The organism is Treponema sp. (assembly GCF_017430385.1).
In the GTDB taxonomy this organism is placed as follows: domain Bacteria; phylum Spirochaetota; class Spirochaetia; order Treponematales; family Treponemataceae; genus Treponema_D.
The window spans coordinates 1-16,633 of sequence record NZ_JAFRNB010000019.1; the positions used below are offsets into that span (position 1 = coordinate 1).

The 16,633-nt window shown below is 42.4% G+C and carries 16 protein-coding genes; 7 read left to right on the forward strand and 9 right to left on the reverse strand.

The genetic code is table 11. The features are described from left to right. Nucleotides 1–124: 124 nt before the first annotated feature. From IJJ71_RS01265 to IJJ71_RS01280, 4 genes are all read right to left on the reverse strand, one after another. Complete coding sequence (locus tag IJJ71_RS01265; protein ID WP_296844848.1) at nucleotides 125–1,576, reverse strand: NAD(P)(+) transhydrogenase (Re/Si-specific) subunit beta; 1,452 nt, start codon at nucleotides 1,574–1,576, stop codon at nucleotides 125–127. 13 nt (nucleotides 1,577–1,589) lie between these two features. Further along, entirely contained in the window at nucleotides 1,590–1,883 is a 294-nt protein-coding gene (locus tag IJJ71_RS01270) for an NAD(P) transhydrogenase subunit alpha part 2 (RefSeq protein ID WP_002706748.1), read from the reverse strand. Nucleotides 1,884–2,141: 258 nt separating this feature from the next. Continuing rightward, complete coding sequence (locus tag IJJ71_RS01275; RefSeq protein WP_296844849.1) at nucleotides 2,142–2,654, reverse strand: YcxB family protein; 513 nt, start codon at nucleotides 2,652–2,654, stop codon at nucleotides 2,142–2,144. 83 nt (nucleotides 2,655–2,737) lie between these two features. Beyond that, nucleotides 2,738–3,868 (reverse strand): NAD(P) transhydrogenase subunit alpha, encoded by a 1,131-nt coding sequence (locus IJJ71_RS01280; protein WP_184656958.1) that lies wholly within the window; start codon nucleotides 3,866–3,868, stop codon nucleotides 2,738–2,740. A gap of 163 nt (nucleotides 3,869–4,031) precedes the next feature. On the opposite strand from IJJ71_RS01280, the gene uxaC reads away from it, so the two are divergent. Next, a complete protein-coding gene (gene uxaC / locus IJJ71_RS01285) occupies nucleotides 4,032–5,441 on the forward strand; it encodes a glucuronate isomerase (RefSeq protein WP_296844850.1) in 1,410 nt (469 codons plus the stop codon). A gap of 44 nt (nucleotides 5,442–5,485) precedes the next feature. On the opposite strand, the gene IJJ71_RS01290 is transcribed toward uxaC, so the two are convergent. After that, nucleotides 5,486–6,508, reverse strand: a complete 1,023-nt coding sequence (locus IJJ71_RS01290) for an alpha-hydroxy-acid oxidizing protein (protein ID WP_296844851.1) — start codon at nucleotides 6,506–6,508, stop codon at nucleotides 5,486–5,488. A 61-nt stretch (nucleotides 6,509–6,569) separates the two neighbouring features. Continuing rightward, complete coding sequence (locus tag IJJ71_RS01295; RefSeq protein ID WP_296844852.1) at nucleotides 6,570–8,318, reverse strand: DNA adenine methylase; 1,749 nt, start codon at nucleotides 8,316–8,318, stop codon at nucleotides 6,570–6,572. Between the two features lie 67 nt (nucleotides 8,319–8,385). On the opposite strand from IJJ71_RS01295, the gene IJJ71_RS01300 reads away from it, so the two are divergent. Then, entirely contained in the window at nucleotides 8,386–9,573 is a 1,188-nt protein-coding gene (locus IJJ71_RS01300) for a lipoprotein N-acyltransferase Lnb domain-containing protein (protein ID WP_296844853.1), read from the forward strand. Nucleotides 9,574–9,592: 19 nt separating this feature from the next. On the opposite strand, the gene IJJ71_RS01305 is transcribed toward IJJ71_RS01300, so the two are convergent. After that, on the reverse strand, nucleotides 9,593–10,624 hold the full coding sequence (locus IJJ71_RS01305) for a peptidylprolyl isomerase (protein ID WP_296844854.1): 1,032 nt from the start codon (nucleotides 10,622–10,624) through the stop codon (nucleotides 9,593–9,595). Between the two features lie 81 nt (nucleotides 10,625–10,705). Continuing rightward, nucleotides 10,706–11,287: a flavodoxin family protein gene (locus IJJ71_RS01310; protein WP_296844855.1), complete on the reverse strand. Its 582-nt coding sequence runs from the start codon at nucleotides 11,285–11,287 to the stop codon at nucleotides 10,706–10,708. A 138-nt stretch (nucleotides 11,288–11,425) separates the two neighbouring features. Here IJJ71_RS01310 and IJJ71_RS01315 point away from each other — a divergent pair, with 138 nt between their 5' ends. Next, complete coding sequence (locus IJJ71_RS01315; RefSeq protein ID WP_296844856.1) at nucleotides 11,426–12,472, forward strand: hypothetical protein; 1,047 nt, start codon at nucleotides 11,426–11,428, stop codon at nucleotides 12,470–12,472. 2 nt (nucleotides 12,473–12,474) lie between these two features. Here IJJ71_RS01315 and IJJ71_RS01320 read toward each other — a convergent pair whose 3' ends face one another. Then, entirely contained in the window at nucleotides 12,475–12,690 is a 216-nt protein-coding gene (locus IJJ71_RS01320) for a hypothetical protein (RefSeq protein ID WP_296844857.1), read from the reverse strand. Nucleotides 12,691–12,781: 91 nt separating this feature from the next. Here IJJ71_RS01320 and IJJ71_RS01325 point away from each other — a divergent pair, with 91 nt between their 5' ends. From IJJ71_RS01325 to abc-f, 4 genes are all read left to right on the forward strand, one after another. Further along, nucleotides 12,782–13,378 (forward strand): YARHG domain-containing protein, encoded by a 597-nt coding sequence (locus IJJ71_RS01325; RefSeq protein WP_296844858.1) that lies wholly within the window; start codon nucleotides 12,782–12,784, stop codon nucleotides 13,376–13,378. After that, nucleotides 13,375–14,061: a YARHG domain-containing protein gene (locus IJJ71_RS01330; protein ID WP_296844859.1), complete on the forward strand. Its 687-nt coding sequence runs from the start codon at nucleotides 13,375–13,377 to the stop codon at nucleotides 14,059–14,061. Before IJJ71_RS01325 ends, IJJ71_RS01330 begins: the two co-directional genes overlap by 4 nt. Next, nucleotides 14,058–14,360 (forward strand): hypothetical protein, encoded by a 303-nt coding sequence (locus tag IJJ71_RS01335; RefSeq protein ID WP_296844860.1) that lies wholly within the window; start codon nucleotides 14,058–14,060, stop codon nucleotides 14,358–14,360. The genes IJJ71_RS01330 and IJJ71_RS01335 overlap by 4 nt, the downstream gene beginning before the upstream one ends. A gap of 101 nt (nucleotides 14,361–14,461) precedes the next feature. Continuing rightward, nucleotides 14,462–16,576 (forward strand): ribosomal protection-like ABC-F family protein, encoded by a 2,115-nt coding sequence (gene abc-f, locus IJJ71_RS01340; RefSeq protein WP_296844861.1) that lies wholly within the window; start codon nucleotides 14,462–14,464, stop codon nucleotides 16,574–16,576. Nucleotides 16,577–16,633 lie beyond the last annotated feature (57 nt).

The window sequence follows — 16,633 nt, forward strand, 5'->3', positions numbered from 1 at the left end:
AGGAAAAAACGAAAATCTCAACTAAAAACAAAAAACGCCAGCCTCCCACAAAAGAAGACTGGCGTTCATACAAGATACACACCTCAAACCACATCCGCGTGTATCTGCGTTAATCTGCGTCTAATTACTGATCATTAAACTCACTTACGAGAGCTGAGACCGTAGCCTTAGCATCGCCGTAAATCATTACAGTATTATCGTTTGTGAAGAGTGGGTTTTCTACACCAGAGAAGCCTGTACCCTTACCACGTTTAAGTACGAATACTGTGCGAGCCTCGTGAGCGTTTACGATTGGCATACCGTAGAGTGGTGAGCTTTCGTCGTTGATAGCATCCGGGTTAACAACGTCGTTTGCACCAATAACGATTGCAACGTCAACATTGCTCATCTGTGGGTTCATCTCGTCAGCTGTTTTGAGCTGCTCGTATGGAACATTTGCCTCAGCAAGCAATACGTTCATGTGTCCTGGCATACGACCTGCAACCGGGTGGATTGCGAAGTTTACTTCTGCACCGTTCTCTTCAAGCTTGTCGCAGAGTTCCTTTACCGCGTGCTGAGCCTGAGCAACAGCCATACCGTAGCCCGGAACGAATACGACATTCTTTGCCGCTTCCAGAATCATGTAGGCATCTTCCACAGACATAGCCTTCGGCTCCTTTGCCGGTCCGCCATTTCCCTTCTTCTTCTGACCGCCGAAGCTCTTGAAGAGGAGGGAACCGAATGTGCGGTTCATAGCCTTACACATAATCAATGTAAGGATGAGACCAGAAGCTCCTACGAGACAACCAGAAACAACCAATACAGTGTTGTTGATTGCGAAACCAGCAAAAGCAGCAGCCAAACCAGACAAAGCATTCAAGAATGAAATGATAACCGGCATATCACCGCCACCGATTGGGATAACCATGGTAAAGCCCAAAAGGAGGAAGATTGCTGTCGAAGCGATTACGCCGCATTTTTCGATTTCTGCGAATCCGAATGGATTTTCAGCAGTGAAGAATGAGTAAGCGATGATTGAAATAAGTCCGAGCACGCACAAAACGCCGTTTACAGCGTTCTTAGCAGGAATTACCCAGCCTTTGAAAGTCATTTTTCCGCTCAATTTGCCCCATGCAACCAGAGAACCTGTGAATGCAACAGCACCGATTGCGATTGTAAGACCGAGTGAAACAGCTGTGAAATAGTCACCTTTTTCTGCTGCGATGTACTGTGTCAAAGCAACGAGAAGTGAAGAAAGACCACCGAAACCGTTGAACAAAGCAACGAGCTCTGGCATACCAGTCATCTGAACCTTTTTAGACCAGATAGCACCGATGATTGTACCAATCAAAACAGCTACGATAATCCAGCAATAGCCGTTTGCCAAAAGTGGGTTTCCGCCCCAGGCAGCAGCGTCAGAAGCAAATGCGCTCATAACGTCTTTCTGAACAAGAACTGTTACACAAGCAATCAACATACCGACTGCTGAATATGCGTTACCCTTGCGTGCTGTATCTGTCTTTCCGAGCAATTTGATACCACGGATGAAGAAGATACAAGAAACCATGTAAAGAATTTTAATAGCTATATCAGACATTTCTCAGCACCTCTTATTTCTTAGAGTCCTTTTTCTTGAACATACCAAGCATTCGGTCTGTTACCATGTAACCACCGATTACGTTGATAGTAGCAAAAACAATAGCGAGGAAGCCGAGAACAGCTCCGACCTTTCCACCGATTTTAACGGCAGCTGCTGTGATAGAAATGGCACCAACAACAGTGATACCAGAAATAGCGTTAGTTCCTGACATCAACGGTGTATGAAGCTGTGAAGGAACTTTTGCAATCAACTCCAATCCAAGGAAAGCAGCGATTACAAATACGAAAATAAGCATTATATCCATAAAAATTAACTCCTTGTGAATGTGTCTTGCTGGTCCCAGCGACGGCAAAAATCAAGGTATCTTCCCACATGGGAGCCCTCCTTGCTTTTTGCCTGCGTCCCGCAAGCCACATTCACATGCATTTACTTCTTTCGTCCTTTCATAAAAAGGGCGTTCCCCCGCTACGCGGGGTCGGCTGGTCCGCACTTCGCTAACGCTCATTCCTGCACTTTCGCTTCGGAACTGCTTCGCAGGTGCTCCATAGCCTAACGCTTTAGCTTACTTTATTTTCACTCCCTTTTCTTTCAACAATCCATAAATTTTCTGTACAGTCAGCTCATTTTCAGAATTTATGGGAATCAAGATCGCACGAATTCCAGAAATATAAACAATGAGCAATTTTTTTGTACGCTGAACTTTGTAGATGTCGACATAGTCAAGTATAAAATTAGATTTTTCCGTTGTTTCAGTAAGTGCAACATCAGAAAAAACAACTCGGCGGGGCAAAGAGAGTTCTTTATCTTTTTTGAACACAATGTGAGCACGAAAGATCATAACAAGCCAAGCTAAAATCAATATTGGAAAAACAAAAATCAAATTTGAAAGATAATATGAGACCCAATGAACCAAATCTGAATTTGCACGCAAATAACTGTTGCTCTGCATAACATCAATCAAAATCCCGATAAAAGGTACCAAGAAAAAGATTGGCATAACATGCAAAGCATACATTATATTGAATCTTCTATAATCCACTTCTGTAAGCGTGTAATTCAGTTCAATATCATTCAATTCCAAATCTCCTTTACAAATTCTATGTTAGCCAAAAGTCCACCCCACAAGGAAATTTTCCTAATGTCCTGTGGAGCCAGTCCCTATGCCTTGAACCTCTCATGGATAATCTGTCCGCCCTGTGTGAGCAGGCAGCCCTTCATGATGTCATCTTCCATGTTGACATTGAATTCTTTTGCTTCTTTGTTGTAGAAGCCTGCATGTGTGAGGAAAGCTGTGATGTTTCCAGAGAACATCTTTGAAGCATCATACGGAACCTGTCGCTCGAGCAAATCACCAGACATGATTGTAACGCCGTTCTCTGTAACAACGTTTTCGAAGAGCTTAGAGCCCTCAACGTTTCCGCCTGTTGAACAAGCCATATCGACTACGATTGAGCCTGGCATCATGCGGTCAAGAACGTTCTTTTCGATGAGGCGTGGAGCCTTGCGACCGAATACTTTTGCAGTTGTAATGACGATGTTTGCTTTTTCACAAACTTTAGCCTGAGCTTCCTTCTGTTTTGCAATCTGCTCAGGAGTAAGCTCTTTTGCGTATCCCTGTGCAGTCTGACCCATTTCACCGAGGTCAATCTTAACGAATGAAGCACCGAGTGATTTAACCTGCTCTTCAACGACCGGACGAGTATCGAAAGCGTCAACGCGTGCGCCCAAACGTTTTGCAGTAGCGATTGCCTGAAGACCGGCAACACCGACACCAATAATGAAAACGCGAGCCGGGTTGATTGTACCAGCCGGAGTAACCATCATAGGAAGGATTTTAGGAAGTTTAGCAGCTGCATTTACGACAGCAACGTAACCTGCCAAAGAAGTCTGTGATGACTGAACATCCATCTTCTGAGCAAGTGTTGAACGTGGAATCATTTCAAGAGAAACAGCCTGGATTCCCTGTGCAGCAAATTTATTAAGGAGTTCTTTTTCGTTGAACGGATCCATGTAGCTGAGATGCAATGTGTCTTTTTTGATTCCGTCAATTGACTCTGGTTTCATGATACGAACGATAATTTCTGAATCGTCGTAAGCATCTTCTTCTTTAGCAACGATTGAGGCTCCTGCTGTTTTATAAGCCTCGTCGCTGAACCCGCTCTTCAAACCTGCTCCAGAAACGACTTTGAACTCAAAGCCCATCGAAACAAGTTTTTTGATGTCATCAGGAATGAGGGCAACGCGTGTCTCGCGCTCGTCCTTTTCCTTGCAGACCAAAACTTTCTTCATTTTTGAAAGCCTCCTATTTTTATTAAATAGCTAAACATAAGCTAAAAAATCCCTTAATTATACAAAAATTGCACACAATTTAACATCACTTTTTTGCTATTTCGTTGTAAAATATTTAGATTTTTTCTATATTTATAGAAGAATTTTAACATGGAGATAAAAAATGAAAAAATTCATGGACAAAGATTTCCTTCTTGAGACAAAAACTGCTCAGAAGTTGTTTGAGGCCTGCAAAAACGAGCCTCTTTGGGACTATCACTGTCACCTCATTCCATCACAGATTGCCGAGAACAAAAAGTTCAAGAATCTCACTGAAATCTGGCTTGGTGGCGACCACTACAAATGGCGACAGATGCGTACCTACGGCGTAACAGAAGACTACATCACAGGCGACAAACCTGATTACGAAAAATTCCTCAAATGGGCAGAGACAATCGAACATCTTATCGGAAACCCTCTCTACCACTGGACACACCTTGAGCTTCAGCGATACTTCGGAATCGACGAGCCGCTAACAACAAAAACAGCTCCAGCAATCTGGGAAAAAGCAAACAAAATGCTTGCAACAGACGAGCTTTCAGTAAAAGGCATTTTCGAGAAATTCAATGTCTATGCAGTCGGAACAACAGACGACCCGATTGATTCACTCGAATACCACAAGGCAATCGCCGAAGGCACAGCCCCAATCGGCAAAATCAAAACACAGGTTCGTCCATCATACCGCCCGGACAAAGCAATCAACATCAATCTTCCGACATTCAAAGACTATATCGCAAAATTGAGCGAAGTCAGCGGAATCGCAATCAAAACTTCTGATGATGTAATCAAAGCCCTCATCAAACGCCTTGATTTCTTCATCGAAAACGGATGCCGCGCTTCTGACCACGCACTTGAATACCCGCCATGCAAAATCGACACAGATGCAAACATCGATGCTGTCGTAGCACGCGCACTCAACGGCGAGACAATCTCAGAATGTGAAGCAGAAGCTTACAAGACAAAAGTTCTCGTTGCTCTCGGACGCGCTTATGCAGAGCGAGGAATCGTTCAGCAGTGGCACATGAACGCAATCCGCGACAACAACAAGGCAATGTTCAAAAAACTCGGCCCGGACACAGGTTTCGACGGCAGCCATGACAAACCAATGGCAGAGAACCTTGCTGGCCTCATGAATCTCATCGAAGAGAAGGGCGGAATGCCAAAAACAATCCTCTACACCCTCAATCCAAAAGACTACTACTCAATCGGAACAATCATGGGCTGCTTCCAGGGTGGCGGAATCAAAGGCAAAATCCAGCTCGGTTCAGGCTGGTGGTTCTGCGATCACCGCGACGGCATGGAACAGCAGCTTAAAGTTCTGGGCAATCTTGGCATGATTCCGGCATTCGTCGGCATGCTCACAGACTCTCGCTCATTCCTGAGCTACTCACGCCACGAATATTTCAGACGAATTCTTTGCAACATTATCGGCGGCTGGGTCGAGAACGGCGAATATCCAGATGACATGGACATGCTGATTAAAATCGTAAAGGACATCAGTTTCGGAAACGCAAAAGCATATTTCGGAAACTAACTTCTAACAAAAAAACCCGCTTGATTTTTCAAGCGGGGTTTCTTTTATTTCATCACACGAACCATATCTTTCGTAATATCAGAAATTTTCAACGCACCTGTCATCGACATCGTATCTTCAAGCTCAGATTTTAGTTTTTCCACATAAACCTTAACGCCTTCTTCTCCGCCGCCAAAAACAGCCGTCACAAACGGACGCGCGATGATTACGGCATCGGCACCCAAAGCAATCGCCTTGAAAATATCAGTTCCCGTTCTGATTCCGCCGTCAACAATAATCTTCATCTTGCCTTTTACGGCCTCAGCAATTTCCGGAAGCACTTCCGCCGTAGCAGGACATCCGTCCAAAACTCGTCCACCATGATTTGAGACTACGATTGCGCTTGCACCTGCTTCCAGAGCCTTCATTGCCCCGCGCACAGTCATAATGCCCTTGATGATGAAAGGAACTTTTGCCATCTCAACAATCTGCTTCAGCTCCGCAACGGACTTGCTTCCAGCCGGTGGATTTCTGTTCTTTAAGAAAGGAAGGCCTGCCGCATCAATGTCCATTGCCATCACAAAAGGATTTCCGCTCCTGACAAGCTCCATTTTTTCTTTGATTGTCTCCAAATCCCACGGTTTAATTGTAGGAATTCCGATTCCGTTGTTCGCAGAAATTGATTTCGCAGCCCCTTCCATGACCTTGATGTTCACGCCGTCACCAGTAAAGCCAGCAATTCCGCTCTCCGCACAAGCCGTGAGCAAGGTGTGATTGTATGCCAAATCATCATATTTATCGCCATAGTGAAAGTTTACGCTTCCGACAGGGCCAGCAAAAACAGGAAGTGCAAAATGCTTTCCGAAGAAATCAATCGAAGTATCAACCGTGCCGTGCTCATAAATTGTGTCCATATTCACGCAGATATTCTGCCATGCGTTAAAATTGCGGATTGCAACCGTTCCGCTGCCCTTTGCTCCAGGCCCAGGAATAGAATTTTTGCAAGCCATTCCGTTACAAACCGGACAAGCCTTGCACTTGTCGCCAATGTACTTTCTTGCTTCTTCAAGCACTTCTGTATATGTCATATTTAATACCTCTGCATAAATACTAACATGAAAGAAGCCCCGGAACAAGGAAATTTAATTTCTAGCGCACGACATTCATCCGTCTGTCGGCAACTTCTTTAATCCGCAAGATTTTTTCAGAAATCAATTTGTAAAGCTCAGGATATTTTTTTTCGAGATTTTCAATTTTTGGCAGCCATTCAGCAAACGACCGTTCGTTCTTTTTATTCGCAAGCTTGTTCAAAGTTGTCGGAATCATTTTTATCAAAGTGCGTTTGTCAGAATCTTTCCACTCCAGGCGAAGCAAAATCTCTTCAAGTTCCTGCTCTTTCGTTTCACAAATACCTAACGATAGTTTGTTTGAGAATCTTTCAAGCCTTTCAAAATCCAAATCCTCAAATGAATCGGGAATTTCGAGCGTGAAAAAATCTTTTGTCTCAATTTCAATTCCTTCGATAAAAAGCTTCTTCTCATCCTCAAGAATTTTATCCGCAATTCCAGTCAGCTTTTCAAAAGAATATTTCTGCTTGAAAAGAAGCAATGCCTTTTTCCGCCTGAGAATAAAATCAATCTCCCGCACGGATTTTTCATCACTCTTTCTGCTCGTGTCTATGCTCAGGATAAACTCGATGTTCGTATTCTGCCGCTTGTTGCTCTGTTTTCCTCCGCGGTAAGTCGTATACTCGTTCGTCACAAGAGAAAGCCTGCCCCGCTTGGTGCAAATCTCGCGCATTTTTTCAAACGGAATAATCCCGTCGGTGCTGTAGCTGATGAAAATAAAGCGCGCATCAAGATTCAGAATCAAATCCTCAAAAGACTTCTCGGCAGACTCACGGTAACAATAATCCGAGCGCGTGTTTACCCAATCCTCACGAATCGCAGCCTTTTTTTTGAGAACGCCCTTTGAGTTAAGTTCCAGCGGCTCAGGAATTTTATCCCACTTTGCAATCGTATTTAAAAGATGATAATTGCTTCCATATTGATGCTGATTATACGGCGGATCGAGATATGCGATGTCAATTCCTTTGATTTTCCGCGCAATCTCGTTCGCATTTTCCTGAAAAACATGAACAGGTGCCTTAGAATCAATCAAAACCGGATAATGCAGCCCGATTTTCTTCATAATCCGGCTGAGCGCATCCTTTCCGTGCCCGCCAAATTCTTTGTGAAAAGCCTTGAAAACCCCGGAAGTGTTTGTATGAGTCGCGCCTTCGTAAAGCAAAATCGCCAGAAGAAGATAAAAAATCTTTTCGGAATCAGGCAGTTGCTGCCCCGCAGAGGCCTTTTGAGCAGCAGGATTTTCTTGCGGTTGTTGAGCCTGCGAATAATTTTCTTCTATATAGTTACGGATTTTGTCGATTGCAAGGGCATTCTCTCGCGTATAAAAAAGCCGCTCCGTCTTGTAATCCACCTGCTCCACATCAAATTCCTTTGGAGCATAATATTTTGCAATGTACTGATTTTCATCATCCGGCTCAGGAAGTGAATTTATCTTTTCAAGAAGAGACTCAAATTCAGCCCTGCTCCCAAAAATCTTCTCAATCTCAGATTCATTAAAATCCAAAAATCCTCGGTTCAGTGTGTATGAATAATATTCCCAGTCGTTGGCAAAAACTTCCATGCCAAGAAATTTTGCAAACCGGGCAACAACTCCGCTCCCAGAAAATACATCAAAAAATTTAACCTTTTCGTTCGGGCACACCCCTGCATTCTCGATAGCCTTGTAAATCAACGGGAGAAGTTTTCGTTTGTTTCCGATATAAGCAATAATCTGCTCGGTGAGATAGGGAGCGTTAAATTCCATACTTTTTTTGCTGTAGAATTTTACCATTTTCTGAATTCTCTAGCAATACAACGGAATTTAGCATAGAATAGAGCAACTTTAAATTTCCGATAAAATGTTTATTCTGCGATTAAAGACCGTTTCAAATATAAAAAGAATTTTTCTCATCACCCTGCTTTCACTGATTTGCACGGGGCTTTCGTTTTCTCAGGATTTCCCAGAAAAGCTGTCAAAAAATGCCAAAATTTCGATTCTTTCCGTAAATTACACAGATTTGCCACATTCACTTTTCTCAAAAAGCTGCCTGCGGATTTTCGACAAAGAAACTCAGTTTGACAAGATTATTGATTTCGCGCATTTCGAAGATTTCAACGACACTTTTTTCGGACTCAAATTCCTCATAAAAAACAAAAAGGCTGAAATCAGGAGTGTAGATTTTTTAAATTACTTCCTCGAACAGAATAAACTAACTAATGTTAGTTTAACAGAATCTTCTCTCCAGCTGCGCCAGGAAGAAGTCGCCTACATTTACAACTTCCTTTTCATACTGCACAAAGCACTTCCAAATTACAGCTACGATTTTGACATTCTCACGAACAATTCCGAAACCCATATTTCGCAACTTCTTCACGACTGCTACCGAATGACCGGCAAAAAATCAACTACCGAGCGTTATTCTTTTTCCGGCATAACAAAGCATAAGCTTGGCTATAAAAAAATCAACGGCAGTTTCGTGCTCCTTTCTGAAAAAGAAAACCTTGATTTTACCACTCAGGATTTAACGGAACTTTTCTCACCAAGCCAGAAGAATCTTATTATCCTGCTGACAGTGATTTCCAGCTTGTTTTTTCTGGTCACAGCCTACCAAGTGTTAGTCTATTTTTTTGAAAAGCTTTACATCGTGTCATTTTATAAAAGCATTCAGATTTTTGATTTCACGATTCTTTTTTCAAGCGGACTTTCTGGCTTCCTCATAATCTTCATGAACCTGTGCTCCGATCAGGCAATTCTCCAGAACAATTTTGAATTCCTGTATCTTTTCCCGCTGAATGTGCTGGCGGCATTCTCAGTTTTCAAGCCTCTTTTGCCAAGAAAAATTCAAATCACTTATTGGACAGGAGTTTCCGTGCTGTCCTTGATATACATCGCTATTGTTTGGATTCAAGAAAGCAAACTACCGATAGTTAATCTTTTATTCGTTCTTCCACTCCTCTTCCGAACGTTATATTTTGACTTTTTGGCCATTGATTTCTATAGTATTGCATTAAAAAAAGCACTGGCTTCAAAAACCAGTGCTAAATAATTCGGAAGTTTGTTTTTATTTATTTTGCGCTCTTAACAAGCACGTCGAATGCGATGTAAGCACCGCCTGGGATTCCAGCCTGTGGAACACCGTAAGAACCATAAGCAAGCTCTGGCGGAATTACGATTTTTCGTGTCTCACCGACTTTCATATCCTGAACCATGATGTCAAATCCTGGAATCATCTGGCCACCGTCTGTCTTGAAAGAAAGACCTTCGTGACCGCCTCTCATCATGCCCTCAGAAGCATCGAAAACCATTCCGTCCTGCAAATAACCTTTGTACTCAACAAAAACATTCTTGCCTTTGCCGATTTTATCTCCAGCACCTTCTTTGAGAACCTTGAAGAAGATTCCTTTTGAATCTTTTTCGCAGCCCTCAGTGAAAGCAGCCATCTGCTTTGCCTTAGCCTCTTCGTTAGCTTTTTTGACTTCCTCGCTGAGCTTGTCGAAATCAGCCTGAGTTGCAGTGAATTTTTCAGCATCTGCACCCTGTCGGACGATTGTTACCTTTACAATTTTGTCACCCTGCTGAACCTTGTTTACAATATCCTGGCTGTCTGCATTCACTACCTGACCAAAAATTGTGTGCTTTCCGTTGAGCCAGTCAGTCGGTACATGAGTGATGAAAAACTGGCTTCCGTTTGTTCCAGGACCAGCATTGGCCATTGCAAGATAGCCAGGTTTGTCGAACTTCAGGTCATCACGGCATTCATCAGCAAAACGATATCCCGGACCGCCACGGCCTGTACCTTCAGGATCACCACCCTGAATCATAAAATCAGCAATAACACGATGAAATTTAAGTCCATCATAGAAATGTTTTCCATTCGCTGCATCAAGTGTACCTTCTGCAAGGCCTACAAAATTTGTTACAGTAAGCGGTGTTTTTTTGTAGAAAAGCTCCAGTACGATAGAGCCTTTGCTTGTTTCCATGATTGCGAAAACACCATCCCTACCCTTGATTGCGCCAAGTTCTTTGTCCATTGGTTTACATCCTCCAAAAGATATTGCGAGCAAACCGAAGATTGCCGCAAATATTGTTTTTTTCATTTTTTTGACTCCTGAAATGTTGTCTAACCCTAAAAATGTAGCATTTTTTTTTAGAATGGGCTAGGCACTAAGATTCTGCTTTTACCGGATAAAGTTTGTCCAGACTTTCTTTTCGCTTTCTGGCTGTGCGATTCCGGCTGCTTTTCCTGCCTCAATGCTTTTTAGAATCCATGCCATGTTTCGGCCGATTGTGTGCATAATCTGGATTCCCTCTTCGTCTTTCATTACATCGTCGCCGTTTGAGCCGTGAACCATGTTCCAGTAGCGTGATGTGATTACAGGCTGCTGTGCGTAGGTGATGTATTTGTTGAGGACATCAAGACAAGCCGTTGTTCCTGCACGGCGGGCAACTGTTACTGCGGCTGCTGGCTTGAAGCGAAGGAATTTCTCGCCTTTCCAGTAAAGTCTGTCCAAAAATGCGACCATTTCACCGCTCGGAGAAGCATAATAAACCGGGGAGCCAAGCACGATTCCGTCTGCACCCTGAACTTTTTCGATTGCCTCGTCAACAAGGGCATCGATCTCGCCTGTCAAAGCCCTTCCGCCAACCCAGAAAATCTCTGTCTCAACGCCGTTTTCTTTGAGCGAGTCTGCGACAAGATTCAATGCTGTGTATGTGCTGCCTTTTTCGTTGCGGCTTCCGTTAAAAAGAATTACTTTCATGGTTTTCTCCTTATTTTCCTATGCGATTAATAGATAAAAATTATACCGAAAATTTCAGGCCGATTCTATACTAATCTTTATCTTGTTTAAGATATAAAAAAATGCAAAACTACAATAAACAAAATATTGGAGAAGAATATGAAAAAACTGAAATTCCTGCCAATTCTGGCTTTAGCTTTGCTTGGGCTTGTTTCCTGCAAAAAAAATATTGAAGCTCAAAATCCAGACATTCAGCTTTCAGAAGAGCACGCAAAAATGCTCAATTTGATTTTCAATATCAGATCTGATTATGCGGACTGGTGCATTGATTTTGACACATCAAGCGATAATTATTACATCATCGCGGAATATTCTGACATCGACAATCAGAAGCTTTCCGACATGAAGATTTATCGTCTTCAGTATTGCAACGGCATCATCACTGACATGACAGAATACAAATACATAGCAAGCGACGGTCTTACCTCAAAAACAGATTCCATGAAAATCCGCTGGGATGATTCTAAAATAACTGTAACTTCAAGTCATGCGGAATGTAGTTTTTCTCTGGAAAATCCTGATGCCTTGATTTTAAGTTCCGGGAAACAAGCATATTATTTACCGCTTGGTTATGGAATCAAAAAACTTGAGGATGGCGTATATCATTTCTTACCTTCTAAAACTTATTCCAATACGGATGATGACTTCCTAGAGAATCGGGGTGAAACCATACTTTTTGCGGAAGATGATGGGAAAGAGTATTTGGCATTCTCGTCAAGAGAAAAAAGTTATTCACTTTCAACTGATGTAGCCACCATAGCAAAAGACCTTGGTCTTCCTTATAAATTATATATAAACGGAAGACTTTCATTTGATGTTACTGGCTACCATTCCTACAATTTTGACGGAGACAAGATAAAACAAGGATTCGGAACATACTCCTATATTAGTATCACGGATAATTATGAAAAATTCAAAAAAAATAAAATTGACAACCTTGAAATCGAAACTTCTGAGATTTTCCGTGATTATGATGAGAACGGCAACCTGATTTACGAAAAACGAATTCCTGACAAATCGCTTTATGAGGGAACTCGCTCTGGAACCGTAAGAATGATTACAAAAGCTATCCCTGATATAAAGGAATTCGACAAATCGCTCAGGCAGCAGATATCAATAAAAGGCGCGCGATACGGAACCCACTGATTCTAGTAAAGCATCGGAATGATGATTGCAGGAATCATAAAGATAACACCGGCAACAATTGGGAGAATGACATTACTTGCATAGTAAAGTTTCTCCCCTTTGTCGCCATGCTTTGCCCTCAAATCCGCAAGAATTTCTTCCTTTTTAGGATTTGTCGCACCGTAAATGCCTTTTCCGATCAAGGCAAGTCCAAGTAAAACTTTTACAAGAATAAGCATAAGCTCTCCTTACATTTTTTTAATCATTTGTTTTTGAATATTATTTTTGTTCAGCCTATCAAAAATCATGCAGATTTACTATAATTCTTCCATGAAAAAAACAGTTTCCCTCCTTTCAGCGGTTTTCCTCACTTTTTCTTTGTTTGCGGAAACCAAAGTGAAAGAAACTGTATATGTAAAAGATGGAAACCAGGTTCAAACGAAAATTCTTTGGAAAAAATATCGCATAGAAAACCGTGACAGCGTTTATGTTTACGGCATATCGCACGAACTAGCTCTCAGCGCGGAGTACAGGCCCGTGATTATAGACGGAGTGGATTCAACTGCCATTGATGACAGACCTCCCGCCGATTCGTCTTTTGAGCATGAAATTGTATTTCCTTCAGACTATGCTCTTGAAAAAATCTTTGTCCGATGTTTTTGGCGGAATGGCTTCGATTCAGTTGATGAAGAACGATTTTCCGAGATTCTTTCATGTCTGGAAAAATCAGAACTCCGCCTTTTGCGTAACACAATTTATGCTCACTATAACTATCCATTTAAAACAAAAGATTTGCAGGAAATTTTCTCCGGCATTTTTGACTATCTTCCAAATCCGAATGTTACTAGTGAGACAATCGAAAAAGAAATCTCCGTCCAGCATAAAAAAATCCTAGATATGATAATCGCGGAGGAAAACAAAAGATGAAAAAGATTTTTCTAATTCTCGCACTGAGCTTTGCTTTTCTCCCGCTTTTTGCAGGCGAAAAATTTTTGGCAAAATATTACAAAGTCAAAACTACAAATAATCCGCCCTACACCTACGAGTTTTGCACGATTCAAAAAGGAAGTATTGTCCTTTACATTGACACCAAGACCAAAAACCTTCTCAAAGCCACTCCAAGAATAACATCTTCTGACGGAAAAGGCTGCTGGCTTGATGGATTTGAGGCATGGTCTTCTTCACATGAATACGCAAAATTCGGCTTTGTGACGGAAAAAACACCGTACTACGAAAAGAACTATTACGAGGAGCCGGTTTATACAGGAAGCTCATACATGCAATTTCAAAACAATGATGTGTTCCTTTACAAAGTGATTGAATATTTTGTCAACGAGATTACATATTTCCGCAATGAATTTGACCCGGAATATTTCAAAAAGGAAGTTCTTCCAAAAATCGAGACAAGATATTTGCGTTATTTGAGGAACACCGTTTTTGCTCTTTACGACTACAAATTTTCAAACAAGGAATTTATGGACTTTTTCTCGCAGTTCAATTGGTATGCTTACGATGAATCCATGACGATTGATAAAATTAATGAGAAAATGCCTCAAAAATTCGTAAATCTGGTAACATACATAAAAGAAGAGGAAGACAGAAGAAAATGACAAAAGAAGAATTCATAAAAGCGTCAAAGAATTTTGCGAAATATTATTGCGGAATCAAACTTCCCATCGATGAAAATTCTTTAATCGAAAGAGACGGATGCAATTATTTCTTTTACCACGAGTTTCCGTCTGAATATGTAGACAATGATGATAACGATGTGGAATGTACTTACTGGTACTCGTTCTCAAATTTCAAAGACCAGCGTCCCGAAGATGGAATTGAATTTGCGACAGGAATTGACGGGCGTTCAGGAGACCATTTTTTTATAAGCAGCAAAGACTGGCAGGAAGAAAAGTAAGCTATGAACATACTTCGACCTCCGTGTCGTAACGACTGCTTATGCAGTCGTGGAATAAACATGCTTTTAAGGAAAGCGACATCCGTGTCGCATTGTAAACTATGAACATTCTTTCTATAAACAATCTATCTAAAATGGGGCGGGAAAAGCCGCTTTTTCAGGAAGTTACTTTTGGACTCAACGAAGGCGATAAAGCCGCTATTATCGGCCGCAACGGAACCGGAAAATCAACTCTTCTCAATGTAATTGCGGGTGTTCTGCCTGCGGATGACGGTCAGATTACAATAAACAAACTATCGGGAGTTAGTTATCTTTCACAAAACCCTGAATTTGACGGCGAAAATACAATCCGCGAGCATATTTTTAAGTCAGAAAGTCCAAAACTCAAAATAATCAATGAATACGAAGACTTGTGTGACAAAATGGCAGATGGTCTAACTAACGGTCAGCAGTCACGCTTTGACGCTCTTACACTTGAAATGGACAAGGGCGATCTCTGGAACTACGAAAGTCAGATTCGCTCGATCCTGGGAACGCTCGGCATCAACGACCTGAGCCGAAAAATGAACACGCTTTCGGGCGGCATGGTCAAAAAAGTCGCGCTCGCACAGGTTCTGGTTGAGGACACAAAGCTTCTTCTCCTCGACGAGCCGACCAACCATCTCGACATCCAGACAATTTACTGGCTCCAGAATTATCTCCACGACACAAAGCGCACTGTTCTTATGGTCACGCACGACCGCTACTTCCTCGACGCAGTTTGCAACAATATCTACGAGCTTGCCCGCTATCACCTAAAACTTTACGAAGGCAATTATTCGACCTATCTCGAAAAAAAGGAAATTGAAGCTGAGATTGAGGAAAACACCGAGCGGCGGATTGAAAGCGTGCTTCGTTTTGAGCGCGACTGGCTCCGTCGTGGCCCGTGTGCGCGCGGAACAAAGGCAAAGGCACGAATCCAGCGTGACATGCAGCTCATTAATCGTGAAAAGTTCGCAAAGGAAAAAGGCTTTCAGTTTGAGGTCGCAGGCCGTCGTCTTGGCGGAAAGATTCTGGAACTGCATGGGATAAGCAAGAATTTTCAGAAAGGTTTTGCAGAAGGGGGAAGCGGCTCAAAAAGGGAAAGTCTTCCCCTCGCTACAACCGCTGGTGCGTTTTCCGCTACCCCTTCTACGGGGACACCCCGTAACGCCCCGGTTTTAAAAGATTTTTCTTACACGTTCAGCAAGGGAGAAAAAATCGGTATCTTCGGTGGGAACGGCTCCGGAAAATCGACTCTTCTGAATATCATCACAGGCAATTTATCACCTGATTCGGGCGAAGTCATTAAAGGCGAAAATACATTTTTCGGCTACTATCAGCAGAACCCGGTCTTCAAGGATTTGAACATGACCGTGCTCGACTACATCAAAGAAGCCGCTGATGTCGTGCAAATGAACGATGGACGAACTTTGAGCGCAAGCCTTTTCCTAAAACAGTTTGGCTTCGAGGGAAAAATCCAGCACTCGATGCTCTCAACTTTGAGCGGCGGTGAGCGAAAACGAGTTTTCCTAGTGCGTCTTTTGATTTCCAACCCGAACTTCCTGATTCTCGACGAACCGACCAACGACTTTGACATCTTTACGATGAATATCCTCGAAGAATTCCTTCTTGGCTACAAAGGTTGCCTACTCATCGTTAGTCACGACCGCTATTTCATGGATAAAATCGCCGACACCATGTTCATTATGGAAGAAGACGGTGCGGTTTCGGGTTTTGTAGGAAAATGCAGCGAATATCTGGATTACCTTGAGGAAACGGAAAACAGAAAGTTGAATGCGGAAAGTGGAAAACGGAAAGCTGAAAGTTTGGGGAAGTTTTCTGCCGAAACAAATGGACTTACTAACGGTAGTTCTGTTTCTCAAACGAAAAATCCAATGGGGGAAGTTTCCCACTCGCAACAGTCTGTTGCGAAATCTTCCACAACTTCTTCTGTTGGTGGCTCAACCCCTGCAACGCCCCCGAAGCCTCGCCGAAAAACTTTCAAAGAGCAGAAAGAATTTGAGAACCTTGAAGCGGAAATCATGGAGCTTGAAGAAAAAAAATCCGAGCTTGAGCAGCTGATGACATCTTCGGATTTCACAGTAGTTCAGGAAGCCGGTGAAGAATACAAGACCGTAGAAGCAAAACTCACCGCCGACTACGCCCGCTGGGAAGAACTTGCGGAACTTAGCTGAGCATACAATTTTCGGGAGTTTTTCTATATTAAAAATATATTTAAAATTTTGGAAACC

Excerpts from the sequence above, each read along its gene's own strand:
- IJJ71_RS01265 (WP_296844848.1), bottom strand. The coding sequence starts at position 1,576 with ATGTCTGATATAGCTATTAAAATTCTTTACATGGTTTCTTGTATCTTC.
- IJJ71_RS01270 (WP_002706748.1), bottom strand. The coding sequence starts at position 1,883 with ATGGATATAATGCTTATTTTCGTATTTGTAATCGCTGCTTTCCTTGGA.
- IJJ71_RS01280 (WP_184656958.1), bottom strand. The coding sequence starts at position 3,868 with ATGAAGAAAGTTTTGGTCTGCAAGGAAAAGGACGAGCGCGAGACACGC.
- uxaC (WP_296844850.1), top strand. The coding sequence starts at position 4,032 with ATGAAAAAATTCATGGACAAAGATTTCCTTCTTGAGACAAAAACTGCT.
- IJJ71_RS01290 (WP_296844851.1), bottom strand. The coding sequence starts at position 6,508 with ATGACATATACAGAAGTGCTTGAAGAAGCAAGAAAGTACATTGGCGAC.
- IJJ71_RS01295 (WP_296844852.1), bottom strand. The coding sequence starts at position 8,318 with ATGGTAAAATTCTACAGCAAAAAAAGTATGGAATTTAACGCTCCCTAT.
- IJJ71_RS01300 (WP_296844853.1), top strand. The coding sequence starts at position 8,386 with ATGTTTATTCTGCGATTAAAGACCGTTTCAAATATAAAAAGAATTTTT.
- IJJ71_RS01305 (WP_296844854.1), bottom strand. The coding sequence starts at position 10,624 with ATGAAAAAAACAATATTTGCGGCAATCTTCGGTTTGCTCGCAATATCT.
- IJJ71_RS01310 (WP_296844855.1), bottom strand. The coding sequence starts at position 11,287 with ATGAAAGTAATTCTTTTTAACGGAAGCCGCAACGAAAAAGGCAGCACA.
- IJJ71_RS01315 (WP_296844856.1), top strand. The coding sequence starts at position 11,426 with ATGAAAAAACTGAAATTCCTGCCAATTCTGGCTTTAGCTTTGCTTGGG.
- IJJ71_RS01320 (WP_296844857.1), bottom strand. The coding sequence starts at position 12,690 with ATGCTTATTCTTGTAAAAGTTTTACTTGGACTTGCCTTGATCGGAAAA.
- IJJ71_RS01325 (WP_296844858.1), top strand. The coding sequence starts at position 12,782 with ATGAAAAAAACAGTTTCCCTCCTTTCAGCGGTTTTCCTCACTTTTTCT.
- IJJ71_RS01330 (WP_296844859.1), top strand. The coding sequence starts at position 13,375 with ATGAAAAAGATTTTTCTAATTCTCGCACTGAGCTTTGCTTTTCTCCCG.
- IJJ71_RS01335 (WP_296844860.1), top strand. The coding sequence starts at position 14,058 with ATGACAAAAGAAGAATTCATAAAAGCGTCAAAGAATTTTGCGAAATAT.
- abc-f (WP_296844861.1), top strand. The coding sequence starts at position 14,462 with ATGAACATTCTTTCTATAAACAATCTATCTAAAATGGGGCGGGAAAAG.